This window comes from Mesocryomonas lacus, assembly GCF_055730105.2.
Genome location: NZ_JBUZWF020000009.1, coordinates 14,352 through 31,953 on the forward strand (window position 1 = coordinate 14,352; position 17,602 = coordinate 31,953).

The window sequence follows — 17,602 nt, forward strand, 5'->3', positions numbered from 1 at the left end:
CATCTTTCGGGATGCGCAGCGGGCGAGCCGATCAGGCCGCGACGCGGTCGCCGGCGACGCCGGCTTTCGAGCCGACGACATAGAAACCCAAGCGGTCGGCGCCGGCGGTGATCTTCACCACCGACTCGTCGCGGATCTCGCCGAGCAGGATCTTCTCGGCGAGCGGATCCTGCACCTCGCGCTGGATCACCCGCTTCAACGGCCGCGCGCCATAGGCCGGGTCGTAGCCGCGCTCGGCGAGCCAGGCGCGGGCGCCCTCGTCGAGGTCGATGACGATCTTGCGGTCGACCAGGAGCTTCTCCAGCCGCTTCAGCTGGATGTCGACGATCGCCCCCATCTCCGCCCGCTTGAGGCGATGGAAAAGGATGGTCTCGTCGACGCGGTTGAGGAACTCCGGCCGGAAGGCCGAGCGCACCACCTGCATCACCTGCTCTCGCACGCTGTCGGTATCAACGTCGTCCGGCAGGCTTGTGAGGTATTCCGCGCCAAGATTGGACGTCATGATGATCAGCGTGTTGCGGAAGTCGACCGTCCGCCCCTGCCCGTCCGTCAGCCGCCCGTCGTCGAGCACCTGCAGGAGAACGTTGAAGACGTCGGGATGCGCCTTCTCGATCTCGTCGAAGAGGACGACCTGGTAGGGCCGGCGGCGCACCGCTTCGGTCAGCGAGCCGCCCTCCTCGTAGCCGACATAGCCGGGAGGCGCCCCGATCAGCCGCGCGACCGAGTGCTTCTCCATGAACTCCGACATGTCGAGCCGCACCATCGCGGTCTCGTCGTCGAACATGAACTGCGCCAGCGCCTTGGTCAGCTCCGTCTTGCCGACGCCGGTGGGGCCGAGGAGGATGAACGAGCCGATCGGCCGGTTCGGATCCTGCAGGCCCGCCCGCGCCCGCCGCACTGCGCGCGAGACCGCCTGTACCGCCTCGCCCTGGCCCACGACGCGCGTTCCGATCGCGTCCTCCATGCGGAGCAGCTTGTCACGCTCGCCTTCGAGCATCCGGTCGACCGGAATGCCGGTCCAGCGCGAGACGACCTGCGCGATATGGTCGGGCGTCACGGTCTCCTCGACCATCGAGGCGGCACCGCCAACCTCGTGCGCCTCGGCCTCCGCCACTTCGCGCTCGAGCTTCGGGATCTCGCCATAGGCGAGCTCGCCGGCGCGCTGGTACTCTCCCTGGCGCTGGGCGATGGCGAGGTCGTTGCGGGCCTCGTCGAGCCGCTTCTTAAGGTCTGCGGCGAGCCCGAGCTTCGACTTCTCTGCCTGCCAGGTCTGGGTGATCCGGTCGGACTCTTCCTCGAGGTTGGCAAGCTCACCCTCCAGCCGCTCCAGCCGGTTGCGCGAGGCGTCGTCGTCCTCGCGCCGCAGGGCCTCGCGCTCGATCTTCAGCTGCATGACGCGCCGGTCGATCTCGTCGAGAACCTCGGGCTTGGAATCCACCTGCATGCGCAGGCGCGCGGCGCCCTCGTCGATGAGGTCGATCGCCTTGTCCGGCAGGAAGCGGTCGGTGATGTAGCGGTTCGACAGCTGGGCTGCTGCGACCAGCGCCGAGTCGGAGATCCGCACCTTGTGGTGCTGCTCGTACTTCTCCTTCAGGCCGCGCAGGATCGAGATCGTGTCCTCGACCGTCGGCTCGGAGACGAAGACCGGCTGGAAGCGCCGGGCGAGCGCCGGGTCCTTCTCGACGTGCTTGCGGTACTCGTCGAGCGTCGTCGCGCCGACGCAGTGCAGCTCGCCGCGGGCCAGCGCCGGCTTCAGGAGGTTGGAGGCGTCCATCGCCCCGTCGCCCTTGCCCGCTCCGACCAGCGTGTGCATCTCGTCGATGAACAGGATGATGCCGCCGGCCGCCGAGGTCACCTCAGACAACACGGCCTTCAGCCGCTCCTCGAACTCACCGCGATACTTCGCCCCGGCGATGAGCGAGCCCATGTCGAGCGCCATCAGCTGCTTGTCGCGCAAGGATTCCGGCACGTCGCCGTTGACGATGCGCAGCGCGAGTCCCTCGGCGATCGCGGTCTTGCCGACGCCGGGTTCGCCGATCAGCACGGGATTGTTCTTGGTACGGCGCGACAGGACCTGGATGGTGCGGCGGATCTCGTCGTCGCGGCCGATCACCGGGTCGAGCTTGCCCTCGCGGGCGTCCTTGGTGAGGTCGCGGGCGTATTTCTTCAGCGCGTCATAGCCTTGCTCGGCGGAAGCCGAGTCGGCGGTGCGACCTTTGCGCAGATCGTTGATCGCCTCGTTCAGGCCTGCCGCAGTCACGCCGGCCTTTTCAAGGATCGTCGCGGTCTTCGCCGACTTCTCGACGGCGAGCGCCAGAAGCAGCCGCTCAACGGTGACGTAGCTGTCGCCCGACTTCTTGGCGATCTCCTCGGCGGTCGCAAAGATCTTCGCCAGCGGCTGCGAGAGATACATCTGCCCGTTGCCGCCGGAGACCTTCGGCATGGCGGCCAGCGCCGCGTCCACCGCCAGCCGCACGTCCGCCGCGCGTCCGCCGGCCTTCTCGATCAGGCCTGCCGCCATGCCCTCGCTGTCGTCAACCAGCACCTTCAGGAGATGCTCGGGGGTGAACTGCTGGTGGTCACGCGTCGTTGCGGCGGTCTGGGCGGCCTGGATGAAGCCGCGCACCCGCTCGGTGTATTTTTCCATGTCCATCGACGAATTCTCCTGTAGGCGCGGCACCCGTCCGGCATGGCGCGCAAGTGGAGGCTGGCTCCCGTCATCGGCGAGCCGTCCGCTCTGGAATATGGGGGCCTCCCGACGCGGCCGGAAGAGGAAGCGGCTTGCCGACCGGAAACAAAAACGGCGCCGGGAGTAACCCGGCGCCGTCCTGTATATTCTAGTGAGTGCGTGTCCCGATCAACCGTTCGAGGCCATCAGGAAAGCCGGCAGATGATCACCGCCGTCGTCACCGCCGCCGGATGAATCATCATCGGGCTTCTTCTTCTTCGGCCGGCCCGGCTTGCGCTTGACCTTGGCCTCGCCCTCGACAGGCGCGGCGTCGGACACCGGTGCATCGACCTTCGCCGAAGCCGGCGCTGCAGCGGCTGGCGCCTCGGCGGGTGCCGCGACCGGCGCAGCCGGCGGCGTTACGGGCGTCTCGGCCTGCGGCGACGTTGCGGCAGCCTGCGACGGTTCGGCCGCTATCGGCTGGGAGGTTTCGGGCTGGCCTGCATCTGACGCGCCGGCAACACTGGCCTCGTTCTCGCCAAGCCGTGCACGGCGCGGACGGCCGCGGCGGCGTGGCTCGCGCTCGGCGTTCTCGCCGTCATTGCGCGGCCGAAATTCCTCGGCCGGCGCATCGACGCGGGCGATGTTCTCGCCGGAGGCGACCGCAGGCTGCTCGTTCTGGACGCGGGGCTCTACGAAAGGCTGAGGACCGAGACCGCTCGGTGCCGGCCGGTTGTCGCTCCGAGCCTCGCGGCCTTCCCGGTTCTGACCGTTCTGGCCATCGCGGTTCTGGCCATCGCGGTTCTGGCCATCGCGGGCCTGATGGTCGCGCGCGAATTCCCGGTTTCCATCGCGGTTCTCGCGGTTGCCGTCGCGGTTGCCGCGGTTTCCGTTATTGTCGCGGTTGCCGTTGTTCTCACGGTTACCGTTACTGTCGCGATCACGGGCCTCGCGGTTGAATTCGCGGTTGCCGTCCCGGTTGCCATTGGCATCCCGGTTGCCATCACGGTTCCGGTCGCGGGCGAACTCGCGGTTGCCGTCGCGCGGCTGGTTCTGGTCGCGGGCGTTCTGCTGGCCGTTGCCCTGCGGGCGGTCCTGCTGGCCCTGCGGCGGCTGGCGGTCCTGGGCAGGCTGCTGGTTGCGGTCCTGCGCGTCGAAGCTGTCCTCGCCGCCCTCCTCGTCGTCGCCGTCGTATTCGGCTTCGTCCTGCTGCAGCTGGAACGTGCCTTGCGCCGCCGCGACGATGCGGCCGTAATGCTCGGCGTGCTGGAGATAGTTCTCGGCCATCACGCGGTCGCCGGATGCGGAAGCGTCGCGCGCCAGCGTCGAGTATTTCTCGGCGATGTGCTGCGCCGTGCCGCGAATCTTCACGTCGGGGCCATTCGACTCGTAACTCCGCGAGAGCGGGTTCGGCCCTTTACGACCGCGTCCGCGCATGCGCTGCTTGTTCTGCTGCTGCTGCTGTCCTGGCCTCATGCTCTTCCTGTCTTTGGATATCCGGCCTTCAGGCCAGTGAGCCCCTTGCCGCGGGGTGCTTCGTCACGCTGGAGGAAGCGTCGCGGCACACGATCGGCTGCGGTCAGTCGCTGCCAGTATCGAGATTGATGTTTCGGTTAAGCCGATCGATTCCAAATCGACGGTATCACGGACGGCAGTCATGCCGTTTTCCGAGCGCCTGGCATCCCGACCGGTCCGGCGGACCGAGATGCGCGGGGCGTTCCCCCTCGAATATTCCGTAACGCCTGCAAATCTAGTGGCTTCGCTGCGCAGCCACAAGCCTTATTTACTGGCGTCCGACTTAAAGCTTAACGTCTCCAACGGTTTTCCGCCCGATATCGACGCCGGGAGAGCACGGTCCCCGTCTCGCCGAGGCGCCTTCCCGAATCATCGGTCAGGCATGTCGGCGGAACCAGAGCGCTCGGGCTATGCCGCTGAGATCATCTGCCGATGCGGCGAGATCAAGGCTGCTTCGTTCGAATATCTGGCAGACATCGCTTGCCTGACCCTGACCGATCTCCATCAGCGCATCGCCGTCCGGCGCGAGAAGCGCTGCCGCCTGCTCGGCGATGGCACGGTAGGCGTCGAGGCCGTCCGCCCCGCCATCCAGCGCGCGCATCGGGTCGTGCGCCCGGACTTCGCGCGACAGCCCCGCGATTTCGGCGCTGCGGATGTAGGGCGGGTTGGAGACGATGATGTCGATCGGCCCGCGGAGCGCCGAGAGGTAGTCGCCGACGAGGCCGAGGAAACGCCCGCCGACGCCGGCCGCTTCGGCATTCTGCCGCGCCGTCAGCACGGCGCCCGGCGAAAGATCGAGTGCAACGACCGCGAGTTCGGGATAGAGCGCGAGCAATGAAACGGCGATTGCCCCGCTGCCGGTCCCGACATCCACCAAAAGGCAGGTTCCTCGCGTCGCCAGCACCCGCTCGATCGGCTGGCGGCAAAGGTCAACGAGGATCTCGGTGTCCGGCCGCGGCTCCAGCGTGTCCGGCGACAGCACGAAATCATGCGCGTAGAACGCCCGCCGGCCGATGATCCGGTGAACCGGCTCGCCTGCGAGGCGGCGCGCGACGAGGCGGTCGAGGAGTGCCTCTTGATCGGGGGTAGCGGCGGCGTGACCGCGCAGGATCAGCCCGGCGGCATCCAGCCCGAAAGCGAACGAGAGCAGCAGCCGGCTGTCCAACTCGGCTTCCACCGTTGCCGGCGCCAACTGCCTGCGGGTGCGGGCATGCAGTGCGGCGATCGTCTCGGGGGTCGACACGCCGGCCTAGCTTTCGTTGCCGACCGAGGCGAGGAGGCTGGCCTGGTGATCGGCCGTCAGGGCGTCGACGAGTTCGCCGAGCTCGCCCTCCATCACCTTGTCGAGCTTATAGAGCGTCAGGTTGATGCGGTGATCGGTGACGCGGCCTTGCGGGAAATTATAGGTGCGGATGCGCTCGGAGCGGTCGCCCGAGCCGACCTGGCTGCGCCGATTCTCGGAGCGCTCGTCGTCGGCGCGCTGGCGCTCCATGTCGAAAAGCCGCGCCCGCAGCACCTGCATCGCCCGCGCCCGGTTCTGGTGCTGCGACTTCTCGGCCGAGACGACCATGATGCCGGTCGGCAGATGGGTGATGCGCACCGCCGAGTCGGTGGTGTTGACGTGCTGGCCGCCCGAACCAGAGGCGCGCATGGTATCGATGCGGATGTCCTCGGCCTTGATGTCGATGTCGATGTCCTCCGCTTCCGGCAGGACGGCCACCGTCGCCGCCGAGGTGTGGATGCGCCCGCCCGACTCGGTTGCCGGCACCCGCTGGACGCGGTGGACACCGGACTCGAACTTGAGCCGGGAGAAGACGCCCCGGCCGTTGATGGAGGCAATGACTTCCTTGTAGCCGCCGACTTCGCCCTCGCTCGCGGAGAGAACGTCGACCTTCCAGCCATGGGTTTCGGCATAGCGCTGGTACATGCGGAACAGGTCGCCGGCGAACAGCCCGGCCTCGGACCCGCCGGTGCCGGCGCGAATTTCGAGGATGGCGCTCTTCTCGTCGGCGGCGTCCTTCGGCAGCAGCAGCAGCTGGATTTCCTCCGACAGCGCCGCCTCCTGGTCGCGCAGGTCGGAAATCTCGGCCGAGGCTAGATCGCGCATCTCCCGGTCCGATGCCGGGTCGTCCATCATCGCCCGCATGTCCGCGAGATCTGCCTCGATCCGCCGGTAGCGGCCGATCGCGGCGACGATGCCCTCCATGCCCGCATATTCGCTGGCAAGCGCAGCAAAGCTCTCGCGGTCGCCGCCCTTGGCCATTTCGGCCTCGAGATAGGAGAAGCGGCGAACGATCTCGTTCATCGTGTCAGAAGGCAGAACTGCCATGTCGTCCCAAGCGTCGGTAAGAAAGGGGGCACACGTGCCGATCGGCCGCGCGCTCAGCGTCCGTGCGAAGGACCGCTAATAGGGGATCGCGTGCGCTTCGGCAAAGCTCGTCAGCAATTGCCGCATCGAGCCGCTGCGGTAGCGGTCGGCGATATGGGCGTCCATCACCGCCTGCAGCTTGGCCACTGGCAGCTCTAAAAGCATCGCCTTAACCGGCCCGATGGCCGACGGCGTCATCGAGATCGAGCGGAAGCCGAGGCCGATCAGCGCCATGGCCGACAGCGGCTTGCCGGCCATCTCGCCGCAGAGGGTGACCTGGACCGAATTGCGCCGGCCGGCGTCAAGAATGCTCTTCAGCGCCATCAGGAACGGCGGAGACAGGTCGTCGAACCGCCCCGCCATCCGCGCATTGCCGCGGTCGACGGCGGAGAAGAACTGGAAGAGGTCGTTCGAGCCGATCGAGACGAAGTCGACAAGTTGCATCAGCTCGTCGAGCTGGAACAGCAGCGAAGGCACCTCGATCATCGCGCCGATCTTCAGGCGTCGCGGCATGACATGGCCGAACTTGGTGAGATGCTTGAACTCGCGCGAGATCAGATCGCGGGCCTGCCGCAGTTCGGCCAGCTCGGTGATCATCGGGAACATCACGCGCAGCTCGCGCCCGGCGGCAGCCTTCAGAAGCCCGCGCAGCTGGGTGCGCATGAGGCCCGGCCGGTCGAGCGCGAGGCGAATGGCGCGGTAGCCGAGCGCCGGGTTCTCCTCTGCCGACTGGTGGAGGTAGGGCAGGATCTTGTCGCCGCCGATGTCGAGCGTACGGAAGGTCACCGGCATCGAGCCGGCAGCGTCGAGGACGGCCGCGTAGAGACGCTCCTGCTCGCTCGCCTTCGGCATCGAGGACGACACCATGAACTGCAGCTCGGTGCGGAACAGGCCGATGCCCGTCGCGCCGGAGGCGCTGAGCTGCGGCAGGTCGACCAGCAGGCCCGCATTCATCAACAGGTGGATCTCCACCCCGTCCTTGCTCTCGGCAGGAACGTCCCGGAGGGCGCGGTACTGCTCCTGGCGCTTCGCCCGGAACTGCACCTTCTCGACGAACACGCCCTCCACCTCGGCGGTCGGGCGCAGGTGCACGCCGCCATCGTCGCCGTCGATGATGATGGCGTCGCCGTTCTCGGACATCGAGACCACGCCCTTGGCCTGGCCGACCACCGGAAGGCCGAGCGCCCGGGCGACGATGACCACGTGGCTGGTGGCGGTGCCCTCTTCGAGGATCAGGCCGCGCAGCTGGTCGCGGCGATAGTCGAGCAGCTCAGCGGCGCCCATCGAGCGCGCGACGATGATCGCGTCCTTCGGCCCGTCCTCGCCGCCAGCGCCCTCCGCCCGGCCCATCAACTGGCGCAGCAGGCGGTTGGCGAGATCGTCGAAATCATGCAGCCGCTCGCGGATGAACGGGTCGGTCATGTGCATCATGCGCGCGCGCATGTCGCTCTGCACCTTCTCGACCGCCGCCTCGGCGGTCAGGCCGTTGCGCACCGCCTCCTCCAGCCGGCGCACCCAGCCGCGATCGTGCGCGAACATGCGGTAGGCCTCGAGCACCGCGCGGTGCTCGCCCTCGGCCGCGATGTCGCGCCGCGACAGCATGTCCTCGATCGATATCCGCAGGAACTGCAGCGCCTTTTCGAGGCGGGTGATCTCGGCGTCGGCATCCTCGTTGAAGAGGTTGGTCACCACCACGCGCGGCTCGTGCAGCACGACATGACCGAGCCCGATGCCCTCGGACAGCGCAACGCCGTTGAACGAGACCGGGCGCGACAGGTCGAGGACGACGCCCGGCCGCGACAGGCCGGCAAGGCTGCCGGCGGCGATCATCTCGGCGACGACCATGGCGACGGTCTCGAGCGCCTCGACCTCCTCCTCGCGGTAGACCCGCTTGGCGCGGTTCTGGACGTCGAGCACGCCCAGCGTCCGGCCGGCGCGCAGGATCGGCACGCCGAGGAAGGCGTTGAACGGCTCCTCGCCGGTCTCGGGCAAAAAGGTGAAGGCCGGGTGCTTCTGCGCTTCGGGCAGGTTCAGCGAGCGCGCGGTCGCGGCGATGGTGCCGACCAGCCCCTCTCCCAGCCGCAGCTGCGCAAGGTGCACGGAACCGGGATTGAGGCCCTCGGTGGCGTAGAGCTCGAGAACCGCGTCGGCGCGCAGCACGTAGAGCGAACAGACTTCCGCCACCATGTTCTGGGCAATCTGGCGGACGATCTCGTCAAGACGCGCCTGCGGCTCCAGGGGCTCGGCCATGAGCTCCCGGATCTTGCGCATGAGCACGCGTGGTCCTGACGAATCGCTTCTGATCAACGCCGTCTTCCAACTGCCGGTCCCGAGGAACCTGCCTTCCGGTCCGTTCGCCCGCCACCGACGCGCGCAATTTCAGCGGGCGACACCCTTTCTCAGGGGTGCATCGCCCGGCTCAAGCTTTGTCGAGACCGTACACCGAATGCAAGCTCCGAACGGCAAGTTCGGAGAACTCGCCATCGATCAGGATGGAGATCTTGATCTCGGACGTCGTGATCGCGCGGATGTTGATGCCGCGGTTCGCCAGCGCCTTGAAGGCGGTGGCGGCAACACCGGTATGGCTGCGCATGCCGACGCCGATCACCGAGACCTTGGTCAGGCCGAGCTCGCTCTGGATCACGTCGAAGCGCATTTCGGGCTTCGCCTTCTCGAGGATCGCCGTCGCCTTCGGCAGGTCACTCGCCGGGACCGTGAAGGTCATGTCGGTGCGGGTGCCGTCCTCGGAAATGTTCTGGACGATCATGTCGACGTTGACGCCGGCGTCCGCCAGCGGCCCGAAGATCGCCGCGGCGACGCCCGGCTGGTCCTCGACCCGCCGCAGCGAGATCTGCGCTTCGTCCTTGGCATAGGCGATGCCGGTCACGACCTGCTGTTCCACGATTTCATCCTCGTCACAAATGAGCGTTCCAGGCGGGTTCAAGACGTCGCCCATTCCCGGTGCATGCGGGTCGTCGAAGGACGAACGCACGAACAGCCGGACCTTGTGCACCATGGCGAGCTCGACCGAGCGCACCTGCAGGACCTTGGCGCCGAGCGACGCCATTTCCAGCATTTCTTCAAACGAGATCTTCGCCATCCGCCGCGCCTTGGGCTCGATGCGCGGGTCAGTGGTGTAGACGCCGTCGACGTCGGTATAGATGTCGCAGCGGTCGGCCTTGATCGCCGCGGCGATCGCCACCGCCGAGGTGTCGGAGCCGCCGCGGCCGAGCGTCGCGATCCGGTTGTCCGGCGCGATGCCCTGGAAGCCGGCGATGACGGCGACCTGGCCCTCGTCGAAGCGGCGGACGAGTTCCGAGCCGTCGATGTCGAGAATGCGCGCCGCGCCATGCTGGCCGTCGGTCTTGATCGGCACCTGCCAGCCCATCCAGGAGCGGGCGTTGACGCCCATCGCCTGCAGCGCGATGGCGAGAAGCCCGGCCGTCACCTGCTCGCCCGACGCCACCACGGCATCGTATTCGCGGGCATCGTGCATGGCCGAGGCCTCGCGGCACCAGGCAACCAGTTCGTTGGTCTTGCCGGACATGGCCGACACTACGACGGCGACCTGATGCCCGGCATCCACCTCACGTTTCACGTGCTCCGCGACGTTGCGGATGCGGGGAATGTCGGCGACCGAAGTGCCGCCGAACTTGAGGACGAGACGCGCCATGGAGATGCTAGCCTGGACGGCGGACGGCAGAGATGTCCGCGGTGTGTCGATAGGACGCTTCCGGGAACGCCTTCCGAGCCCTCCCTGCAGCGGCCGGGAGTTAGCGGATATGCGCGGCGACTGCAAGAATAGGCGTCGCGGGCCCCTGCGCCGGCCACGCCTCAAGTCGCCACCAGAGGCATGGAATACGTCTGCAGACCGGCCGCGCGTATACGAACTGGAAGCCATTCCCGGCTTTTCCCGCCGATAGCGGCTCGACGGCAACCTGATGTTTCGTCAAGGCGGCTAGACTGACCGCCGACAACACGGACGCCTTGCCCATGAAACGCCCGCTCAAAGTGCAGATCATCGTCACGCCCGGCGGCGAGCGCATGGCCATTCTGCCAGAGGCGGAGCTGGACGCGTTGCTTGCCCTCGTCGACAACCCGGCTGTTGGGCCGGCGGACGGGCCGGCGTACGGGTCAGCGGATGAGCCGGCCGGAGACGACTTCACCGCAGCACTCGCGAGCGAAATGGAAGAGGTCGTGCCGTCGGGCTTTCTCGACCGGCTGCTGTCCGGCGCCAACCCGATCAAGGTCTGGCGGGAATATCGCGGCCTGTCGATCATCGACCTCGCCGAAACCACCGCTGTCCCCGCGCCCCGTCTTCTCGATCTTGAAGCAGGCAGCGCGGCCGGCAGCCCCGCCGAGATCCACGCCATCGCCATCGCGCTGAAGCTCGCCGTCGACGACCTCGTCTGACGCTTAGCATCGGTTGCCGGCGACCGCCGGCGCTTGACTTTCGCCGCCGGGGGCGAACATGCGGGGGGACGACAAGCTGACGGGACCAAGACGATGAGCGACGCGCGGCAGACGACGATCGACGATGGCGAAGTCGAGCGCTTTTCCAGACTCGCCGCGGAATGGTGGAACCCGGCGGGCAAGTTCAAGCCGCTGCACAAGTTCAACCCCGTGCGCCTTTCCTATATCCGGGAGCAGCTCGGTCTTAATTTCGGCGTCGACCTCGGTTCATCCCGGCCGTTCGAAGGGCTCAGCGTTCTCGATATCGGATGCGGAGGCGGGCTAATTTCCGAGCCGGTAGCGCGGCTCGGCGCCCGGGTCGTCGGCGCCGACGCCTCGGCCACCAACATCGAGGTGGCCCGCCTCCACGCCGTTCAGAGCGGCCTCGACATCGACTACCGCGCGACCACTGCCGAGGCGATCGCCGAAGCCGGGGAAAAGTTCGACGTCGTGCTCGCGCTCGAAGTCGTCGAGCACGTCTCCGACGTCCCCTACTTCCTGACCTCCTGTGCCGACATGGTGAAGCCCGGCGGGCTGCTCTTCGTCGCCACCATCAACCGGACCTTCAAGGCCATGGGCTTTGCGATCATCGGGGCGGAATACGTGCTGGGCTGGCTGCCGAAAGGCACGCACCAGTATTCCAAGCTCGTCCGCCCGGAGGAGATCCGCGCGCCCGTCGAGGCCGCGGGCCTCTCGATGATCGACGAGACAGGCATTGTCTACCACCCGCTCGCCGACGCCTGGCGCCCGTCGAAGGACATGGACGTCAACTACATGGTTCTCGCCCGCCGCGCCTGAGGGTCGGCCGTCTGCCCTTACCGGTCCAGCCTTGCCGTTTGGGGGCTGGATTGCACGCGGACGTGTGCGGCCATACCCCCGCCGGGCAGGCCCCCCGATTGCTTCGCCTGTCGCTCAAGTTTATACGCAAGGCGCAGACGGCATTCCGGTTGAGTCCCAGGATCTCTTGGCAATGGCAGCAGCACTGAAGCAGGCAGACACCAACGCGGGCAACGAGACCATTCTCGCCTTCCCATGCGCGACGGCTGCCCGCATCATCCCGTCGTTCGAGCCCAGCGCCGCCGAGCGCATCAACCTCGACCGGCTGCGCTGGCTGGCGCTGCGCAGTGTCATCGCGCCGCAACCCGATCTCGAGCGCGCTTGCCTCCTTCTCTCCGGCGAGACCGACGTATCGCTCTCCCGCTATGCCAACGCCTTCTTCCACGGCCTTGCCAACAAAGGACGCCGCCAGATGAGCTTCTACCGCCCCGGCGCCAAGTCCGTCGGCGAGGACGAGACCTGGCTGCTGCGTCTGGTGTCCGCAACCCGCCGGGGCGACGAGCCTGGCGCCCGCGCGCTAATCGCCTGGCGCGTGCAGCCCGAGGCGCAGCGCTGGATGCGCTTCCTCTCGGCCGGCCTCGTCCGGATGCTCGACAGCGCCGAATAGGGCGCCCGAAGCCTACCTTGCTACCCTTTGCTTCTGAAGATCGGCGATCGCCCTCGTAGCGGTTGTCGAGGCACGTCGCGGCCGCACTGCTGCTGACCGGCTATCTGTGCGCCGGTGCGCCACTTCTCCCCCCATCCAGTTTAGAATGATTCAAAAAAGGATTGCCAAAGGGAGATCGGCAGCCTAGTTTAGAATTATTCCACGACAAGGACCGGCTTGCCCGGTCACAAGGAGACACCCATGGGACTGACCGCCGCCAAGATCGAGCCGACCGCCAAGGAAGAGATCGTCCAGGGCCTGACGCAGGCGCTGGCTGAGACCTCCATCGAGACGATGAAGGCGCAGAACTTCCATTGGAACGTCACCGGCATGTCGTTTGGCCCGCTGCACGAGCTGTTCCAAAAGATCTACGAGGACCACTTCGAAGGCCAGGACCTCCTCGCCGAGCGCATCAAGCAGTTCGACGTGCACGCGGAAGGCCGTTACTCCGTCTACCTCGCCCGCAGCGCGGTGAAGGAGCATGACGGCCACGCCGACGCCAAGGAGATGATCGCCGCCCTCCTCGCCGACCAGGAGCAGATCTCCTCGACGCTCTCGGCTCTCTGCGAGATCGCCGACCAGCACGGCGACTGGGCGACGAACGACCTTTCGACCCAGCGCATCGAGGCCCACGACAAGTTCGCTTGGATGCTCCGCGCGCACCTGAAGTAGGCCACGAATTTTTCGTCAGAAATGCGAACGGCCCTGCCAGCAATGGTGGGGCCGTTTTCTTTGAAACGACCTGTCTGTCAGGCGCACTTTTGCGGGCATCGGCCAGGCGAGGCCGCGGCCGCGCCTTCCCGCAAGCTATTCGGCAGCGATCGCGGCTTACCGGATGGTCGCCCGGACATAATCGCCGCGCAAGACGACCGATGGCCTGGCGCCGACGGCGTTGGGCAGCGCGCTGTCGACCATCGCGGCCTTGGCTTCCACCGTGTAGCTGATCGCGGTATCGGCGGCGAAGCTGAGATAGCTATCCTGGCTGACGGCAGCGATCACCAGCGTTTCGTCCGCCTGCGTTCGATCGAAGCTCAGATGCGAACGAAGCGCCGCAGCCTTCAGCTGGACAGAACCGGCATGCCCTTCGAGCGTCACGTCGGCAGCCTTGTTGTCGAGCGCGATGGTCGCGAAGTCGCCGACGAGCTTCACCTGCGACGCCGCCTGCTTGATCGAGATCGAGACCTCCTTGGGGACGTTCCCCTTCAATTCGACTCGACAGGCAGCGGTATCAAGCCAGGAGGATGTGCTGGCATCGACGAACAGCGTCGTGTCCTTCAGGGACATGCGGCTTTCGGTTCGGCAGTCCGTATTGGACCAGATCGAGTTCCAATGCGCGAACCACCCCGAGCGCTTGCCGCCGAGGGTGGCGGTAAAAAGCTCGCCCTCACGGGTGGTCAGGTCGATCGCACTGGCATCTCCAGTGATGCGAATGGCGGTAACGGCCGAAAGGTTCAACGCCGGCCCCGTCGGCAACGCTTCGTCGGCTAGAGCAGACAGCGCCGGGGGCGATGCGGCGCAAAAGAGAAGAAAGGCGATCATCCGGCTATTCATAGGTCGGTTCCCATCATGGCTGTGGCGTGATGGGAATGGCCGACAAACGGGCGCCCTGCGACCTCGATCGCGATGAAGGTCGATCCGGATCGCGATCGAGGGCCCATTGACGATGATCGTGTTCGAGGCCGGCCTCCTCAATTGGTCGAACTTCAACCGGGAATTTCGCGCGTCACCGGCGTCAGCCCAACAGCTCAGTGGACAGCGAAAACGCCTTAGCGTGCGCTAAACCGGTAGCCATGCCTGTCTACAGACGGAGCATGTGTCTGATGTGAGCGTCAGCCGACGTCTGCGTCATCATCGCGGATCGGGCATTCCACCCCCTCCATCGCGCATTTGCGCCGGTACGACATCACCCAGAAGGCCGGGTTGCGCGTTGCCTCGGCCAGCCGGCTCATCAGCGCCTCGATGAATTCCTTCTTCGCCTCGCCGCTGCCGTTGCGGGGAAACGCCTGCTTCTCTTCCTTGGTCATGGCGCAGCCGACGCAGCGGCCTTGGCGCTTGTACTTGCACACGTCGACGCAAGGGCTCGGCGCATCGGCCCAGAGGGCGAGATCGGTTGTGTCGGACATCACGGTTTCCTGTGGCGGCGCGGGGGTCAGGCAGCCTGGTCGAGCTTGTCGAGCGGACAGGGGGCATCCTTGCGCTCGCATTTGCGCCGGTACATCCGCGTCCAGTAGGGCAGCCGGCCGGCGCTTTCCAGGCGAGCTGCGAGTTGCAGGAAGAAGGCCTGTTTCTTCGACTTCTTGCCGAGGCGCTTATACGCCTTCTTCTCCGGCTTGGTCATGGCGCAGCCGATGCAGCGCCCTTCGTCGCGGAACTTGCACACGTCGATGCACGGGGAAGGCGCGTCCGCCCAGGTCTTGGCCAATCGAGGTCTCCGGATGTTTCGTTCCGCGCCGGGCGGGCCGGGCGGTGGCGGGCGAGGCCCCGCCGCAGGTTGTTGCCGGGTGTCCGCTGAAACGCCCGGCGCTCTCTCTTGCCGATCCAGCGCGTCCCTTGCGCGTCCGGGAGGACGCGGGGCGTTCTAGTTCTTGTCTTCCGGTAGCGGCGGCAGCGGCATCACCGCGATGCCCTCCTCCACCAGTCCCTTGACGTCGGGCAGGCTCGCCTCGCCAAAAATCTGGCGCTGCGGGGTCTCGCCATAGTGGATCCGGCGCGCCTCCTCGGCGAAGGCCGGGCCGACATCCTCGCCCTTGGCACGCACGGCGCGGCCGATCTCGTGGAGCTTGGCGATCACCGCCGCCGCCTCGGCCTCGCTCGGGCCCTGTCGGGTCGAGACCGCCGGCCGCATCAGGCTCTTCGACACCGCGCCGGAGCCGCAACTGGGGCAGGCGACCAGACCGTCCGCCGTCTGCCGTTCGAAATCCTCGCTGGACCGAAACCAGCCGTCGAAGCCATGCCCCGCCGGCTCGCAGCGGAGCGCGAACTTGATCACTCGGCGGCCTCGGCGGCTGCAGCCGAACCTGCACCGGTCGGCGGCGCCGCGAAGTCGCGCGCGTTCTTGAGGTTCGGCACCTTGCGGCGGGTGGCGGCGACCATATCGGTATCGATCTCGGCCAAGGCGATGCCGGGCTCCGCCCCGTCGACCTCGGCGATCACCTTGCCCCAGGGGTCGATGATGATCGAATGGCCATAGGTCTCGCGGCCGTCCTCGTGCACCCCGCCTTGCGCGGCGGCGATCATGAAGGCGCCATTCTCGATCGCCCGGGCGCGCAGCAGCACGTGCCAGTGCGCCTCGCCGGTCTGGCGGGTGAAGGCGGCGGGCGCGGTCAGCACCTCGGCGCCGGCCAAGGCTTCGGCGCGGAACAGCTGGGGGAAGCGCATGTCGTAGCAGACGCCAAAACCGATCCGCACCGAGCCGCCCTCTAGTGCAAGATCGGCGATCCCTGCAGCCGCACCTGGCCTGTAGGTCGCCGATTCCCGCCAGCTCTCACCATTGTCGAGATCGACGTCGAACATGTGGATCTTGTCATAGGTGGTGAGGCGCTTTCCGTCCGGCCCGAACAGGAACGCACGGTTGGCGATCATCCCGTCCTCGACCGCGACGGCGACCGAGCCAACATGGATGAACACGCTATGCTTACGCGCAAGCTCCGCGGCGGTCCGCACGATCACATCGTCTGCCTCGCCCTTTAACTGGGCATTAAGTCCCGCGCGGTCGCGCTGCACCATGCCGGTCATCTCCGGCGTCTGCAGATAGGTGGCGCCCTTGGCGACGGCATCGGCCACCATCGCGGCCATCACCTCGGCATTGGCCTTGGGGTCGACGCCCGAGCGCATCTGCAGGACGGCGGCGGCAAACTTAGTCATGGGAAATCCTGCAGGTTGCGGAAGGCGATGCGGCCGGTGGGAAGCCGGCCCGTGACTAGGCCGCGAAAAACGAAGGCTCTGCCTGTCAGGCCGCCAGCATCGGGTCGAGCTTGCCGCCGCGGTCGAGCGCGAAGAGGTCGTCGCAGCCGCCGACATGGGTGTCGCCGATGAAGATCTGCGGGAAGGTCGTGCCACCGTTCGCCCGGGCCAGCATCTCCCGGCGGATCTCGGGCTCGTGCGTCGCATCCTTCTCGTCGAAGGCGACGCCCTTCTCGGTCAGCAACTGCTTGGCGCGGGCACAGTAGCCGCAGAACTGGCGCGTGTAGATGGTGACGTCGGGCATGGCTGCGTCCTGGTGAAAAGGTTGAGACTTCAGATATGGACGGCACCCTCTCCGACCGCAACCCTTGCAAACGTCAACACGTCGACATCCCGCGCCCCGGCGCGCTTCAGCGCCCGTGTCGCGCTGGCGACGGTGGCGCCGGTGGTGAAAACATCGTCGATCAGCAGCACGCGCCGCCCGGCCACGAGCGGCTTGCAGCGCCCGGGCACGGCAAAGGCGGCGCGCACGTTCGCCTCCCGCTGGGCGCGCCCGAGCCCGACCTGGCTGCGCGTCGCCTTGACGCGGACCAGCACCCTCGGCTGGTAGCGGAGGACGTGGCCGCGCCCGGCCTCCAGCCGCACCAGCTGGCGGGCCAGCTCGGCCGCTTGATTGAAGCGACGCCGCCACAGCCGTGACGCATGCAGCGGCACGGGCACCACGAGATCGGCCGCGTCGAGGAGTTCGCGGCCGGCCCGCGCCATCCAGGCGGCCATCAGCAGCGTGAGATCGATGCGGTCGCCGTATTTCAGCGACGCCACCAGCCGTGCCGCCAGCCCATCATAGAGTGCGGCCGCCCGCAGCCGCGCGAAGGGCGGCGGGTCGGCGATCGCCTCGGGCGACACGAGGCTGGCGCCGATGTCGCCGGCAAACCCCGCCTCGAAGGCGAAGGGCGTGCCGAGCACCGCGCAGAAAGGCGGCTCGATGAAGCCGACGCCGGCCCAGCAGCCGGCACAGAGGGCATGCGCTTGCCCGATGGCCGTCTGGCAGCCGGCACAGACCGGCGGAAACAGCAGCTGGCCCAGTGCCGCCGCCAGCCAGCGGGCCCCGCTCTGCCGCATTCCGATCCCCGCCCTCCGGTTGGGAGGCGCCCTTCGCCGGGCGTCCTTAGCTTGACGTCGATGCAAGAAGCTTGACGTTACGCCGTGCGTC

17 protein-coding genes are annotated in these 17,602 nt (G+C 67.1%); 4 read left to right on the top strand and 13 right to left on the bottom strand.

Annotated features, from left to right (window positions below; genetic code table 11):
- Positions 1-31: 31 nt before the first annotated feature.
- The 6 genes from clpB to ACZLZQ_RS22485 form a co-directional block, all read right to left on the bottom strand.
- Positions 32-2,653 (bottom strand): ATP-dependent chaperone ClpB, encoded by a 2,622-nt coding sequence (gene clpB / locus ACZLZQ_RS22460; protein ID WP_472951347.1) that lies wholly within the window; start codon positions 2,651-2,653, stop codon positions 32-34.
- Between the two features lie 204 nt (positions 2,654-2,857).
- Positions 2,858-4,144 carry a DUF4167 domain-containing protein gene (locus ACZLZQ_RS22465; protein ID WP_472951349.1) on the bottom strand — a complete coding sequence of 429 codons (1,287 nt, stop codon included), beginning with the start codon at positions 4,142-4,144 and terminating at the stop codon, positions 2,858-2,860.
- 415 nt (positions 4,145-4,559) lie between these two features.
- Positions 4,560-5,426, bottom strand: a complete 867-nt coding sequence (gene prmC / locus ACZLZQ_RS22470; protein ID WP_472951351.1) for a peptide chain release factor N(5)-glutamine methyltransferase — start codon at positions 5,424-5,426, stop codon at positions 4,560-4,562.
- Positions 5,427-5,432: 6 nt separating this feature from the next.
- Positions 5,433-6,512 carry a peptide chain release factor 1 gene (prfA, locus tag ACZLZQ_RS22475; RefSeq protein WP_472951353.1) on the bottom strand — a complete coding sequence of 360 codons (1,080 nt, stop codon included), beginning with the start codon at positions 6,510-6,512 and terminating at the stop codon, positions 5,433-5,435.
- Positions 6,513-6,587: 75 nt separating this feature from the next.
- Positions 6,588-8,855 (bottom strand): phosphoenolpyruvate--protein phosphotransferase, encoded by a 2,268-nt coding sequence (ptsP, locus tag ACZLZQ_RS22480; protein WP_472935925.1) that lies wholly within the window; start codon positions 8,853-8,855, stop codon positions 6,588-6,590.
- A 115-nt stretch (positions 8,856-8,970) separates the two neighbouring features.
- A complete protein-coding gene (locus tag ACZLZQ_RS22485) occupies positions 8,971-10,224 on the bottom strand; it encodes an aspartate kinase (RefSeq protein WP_472935781.1) in 1,254 nt (417 codons plus the stop codon).
- Between the two features lie 320 nt (positions 10,225-10,544).
- Here ACZLZQ_RS22485 and ACZLZQ_RS22490 point away from each other — a divergent pair, with 320 nt between their 5' ends.
- The 4 genes from ACZLZQ_RS22490 to ACZLZQ_RS22505 all read left to right on the top strand — a co-directional run bounded on the left by ACZLZQ_RS22490 (position 10,545) and on the right by ACZLZQ_RS22505 (position 13,158).
- Positions 10,545-10,964: a helix-turn-helix domain-containing protein gene (locus ACZLZQ_RS22490; RefSeq protein WP_472951355.1), complete on the top strand. Its 420-nt coding sequence runs from the start codon at positions 10,545-10,547 to the stop codon at positions 10,962-10,964.
- A 93-nt stretch (positions 10,965-11,057) separates the two neighbouring features.
- Complete coding sequence (ubiG, locus tag ACZLZQ_RS22495; protein ID WP_472951357.1) at positions 11,058-11,801, top strand: bifunctional 2-polyprenyl-6-hydroxyphenol methylase/3-demethylubiquinol 3-O-methyltransferase UbiG; 744 nt, start codon at positions 11,058-11,060, stop codon at positions 11,799-11,801.
- Positions 11,802-11,973: 172 nt separating this feature from the next.
- On the top strand, positions 11,974-12,447 hold the full coding sequence (locus tag ACZLZQ_RS22500) for a hypothetical protein (protein ID WP_472951359.1): 474 nt from the start codon (positions 11,974-11,976) through the stop codon (positions 12,445-12,447).
- Between the two features lie 240 nt (positions 12,448-12,687).
- Entirely contained in the window at positions 12,688-13,158 is a 471-nt protein-coding gene (locus ACZLZQ_RS22505; RefSeq protein ID WP_472935785.1) for a Dps family protein, read from the top strand.
- A gap of 156 nt (positions 13,159-13,314) precedes the next feature.
- Here ACZLZQ_RS22505 and ACZLZQ_RS22510 read toward each other — a convergent pair whose 3' ends face one another.
- From ACZLZQ_RS22510 to ACZLZQ_RS22540, 7 genes are all read right to left on the bottom strand, one after another.
- Positions 13,315-14,193: a hypothetical protein gene (locus tag ACZLZQ_RS22510; protein ID WP_472951360.1), complete on the bottom strand. Its 879-nt coding sequence runs from the start codon at positions 14,191-14,193 to the stop codon at positions 13,315-13,317.
- Positions 14,194-14,315: 122 nt separating this feature from the next.
- Complete coding sequence (locus ACZLZQ_RS22515; RefSeq protein ID WP_472951362.1) at positions 14,316-14,609, bottom strand: DUF1289 domain-containing protein; 294 nt, start codon at positions 14,607-14,609, stop codon at positions 14,316-14,318.
- A gap of 26 nt (positions 14,610-14,635) precedes the next feature.
- Positions 14,636-14,908, bottom strand: coding sequence for a DUF1289 domain-containing protein (locus ACZLZQ_RS22520; protein WP_472951363.1), 273 nt, complete (start codon positions 14,906-14,908; stop codon positions 14,636-14,638).
- Between the two features lie 156 nt (positions 14,909-15,064).
- Positions 15,065-15,475, bottom strand: coding sequence for a DUF1178 family protein (locus ACZLZQ_RS22525; protein WP_472951364.1), 411 nt, complete (start codon positions 15,473-15,475; stop codon positions 15,065-15,067).
- Positions 15,472-16,350 (bottom strand): carbon-nitrogen hydrolase family protein, encoded by an 879-nt coding sequence (locus ACZLZQ_RS22530; RefSeq protein ID WP_472951365.1) that lies wholly within the window; start codon positions 16,348-16,350, stop codon positions 15,472-15,474. The genes ACZLZQ_RS22525 and ACZLZQ_RS22530 overlap by 4 nt, the downstream gene beginning before the upstream one ends.
- A gap of 85 nt (positions 16,351-16,435) precedes the next feature.
- Positions 16,436-16,693 carry a glutaredoxin 3 gene (grxC, locus tag ACZLZQ_RS22535; RefSeq protein WP_472935791.1) on the bottom strand — a complete coding sequence of 86 codons (258 nt, stop codon included), beginning with the start codon at positions 16,691-16,693 and terminating at the stop codon, positions 16,436-16,438.
- Between the two features lie 29 nt (positions 16,694-16,722).
- Entirely contained in the window at positions 16,723-17,511 is a 789-nt protein-coding gene (locus ACZLZQ_RS22540; RefSeq protein WP_472951366.1) for a ComF family protein, read from the bottom strand.
- Positions 17,512-17,602 lie beyond the last annotated feature (91 nt).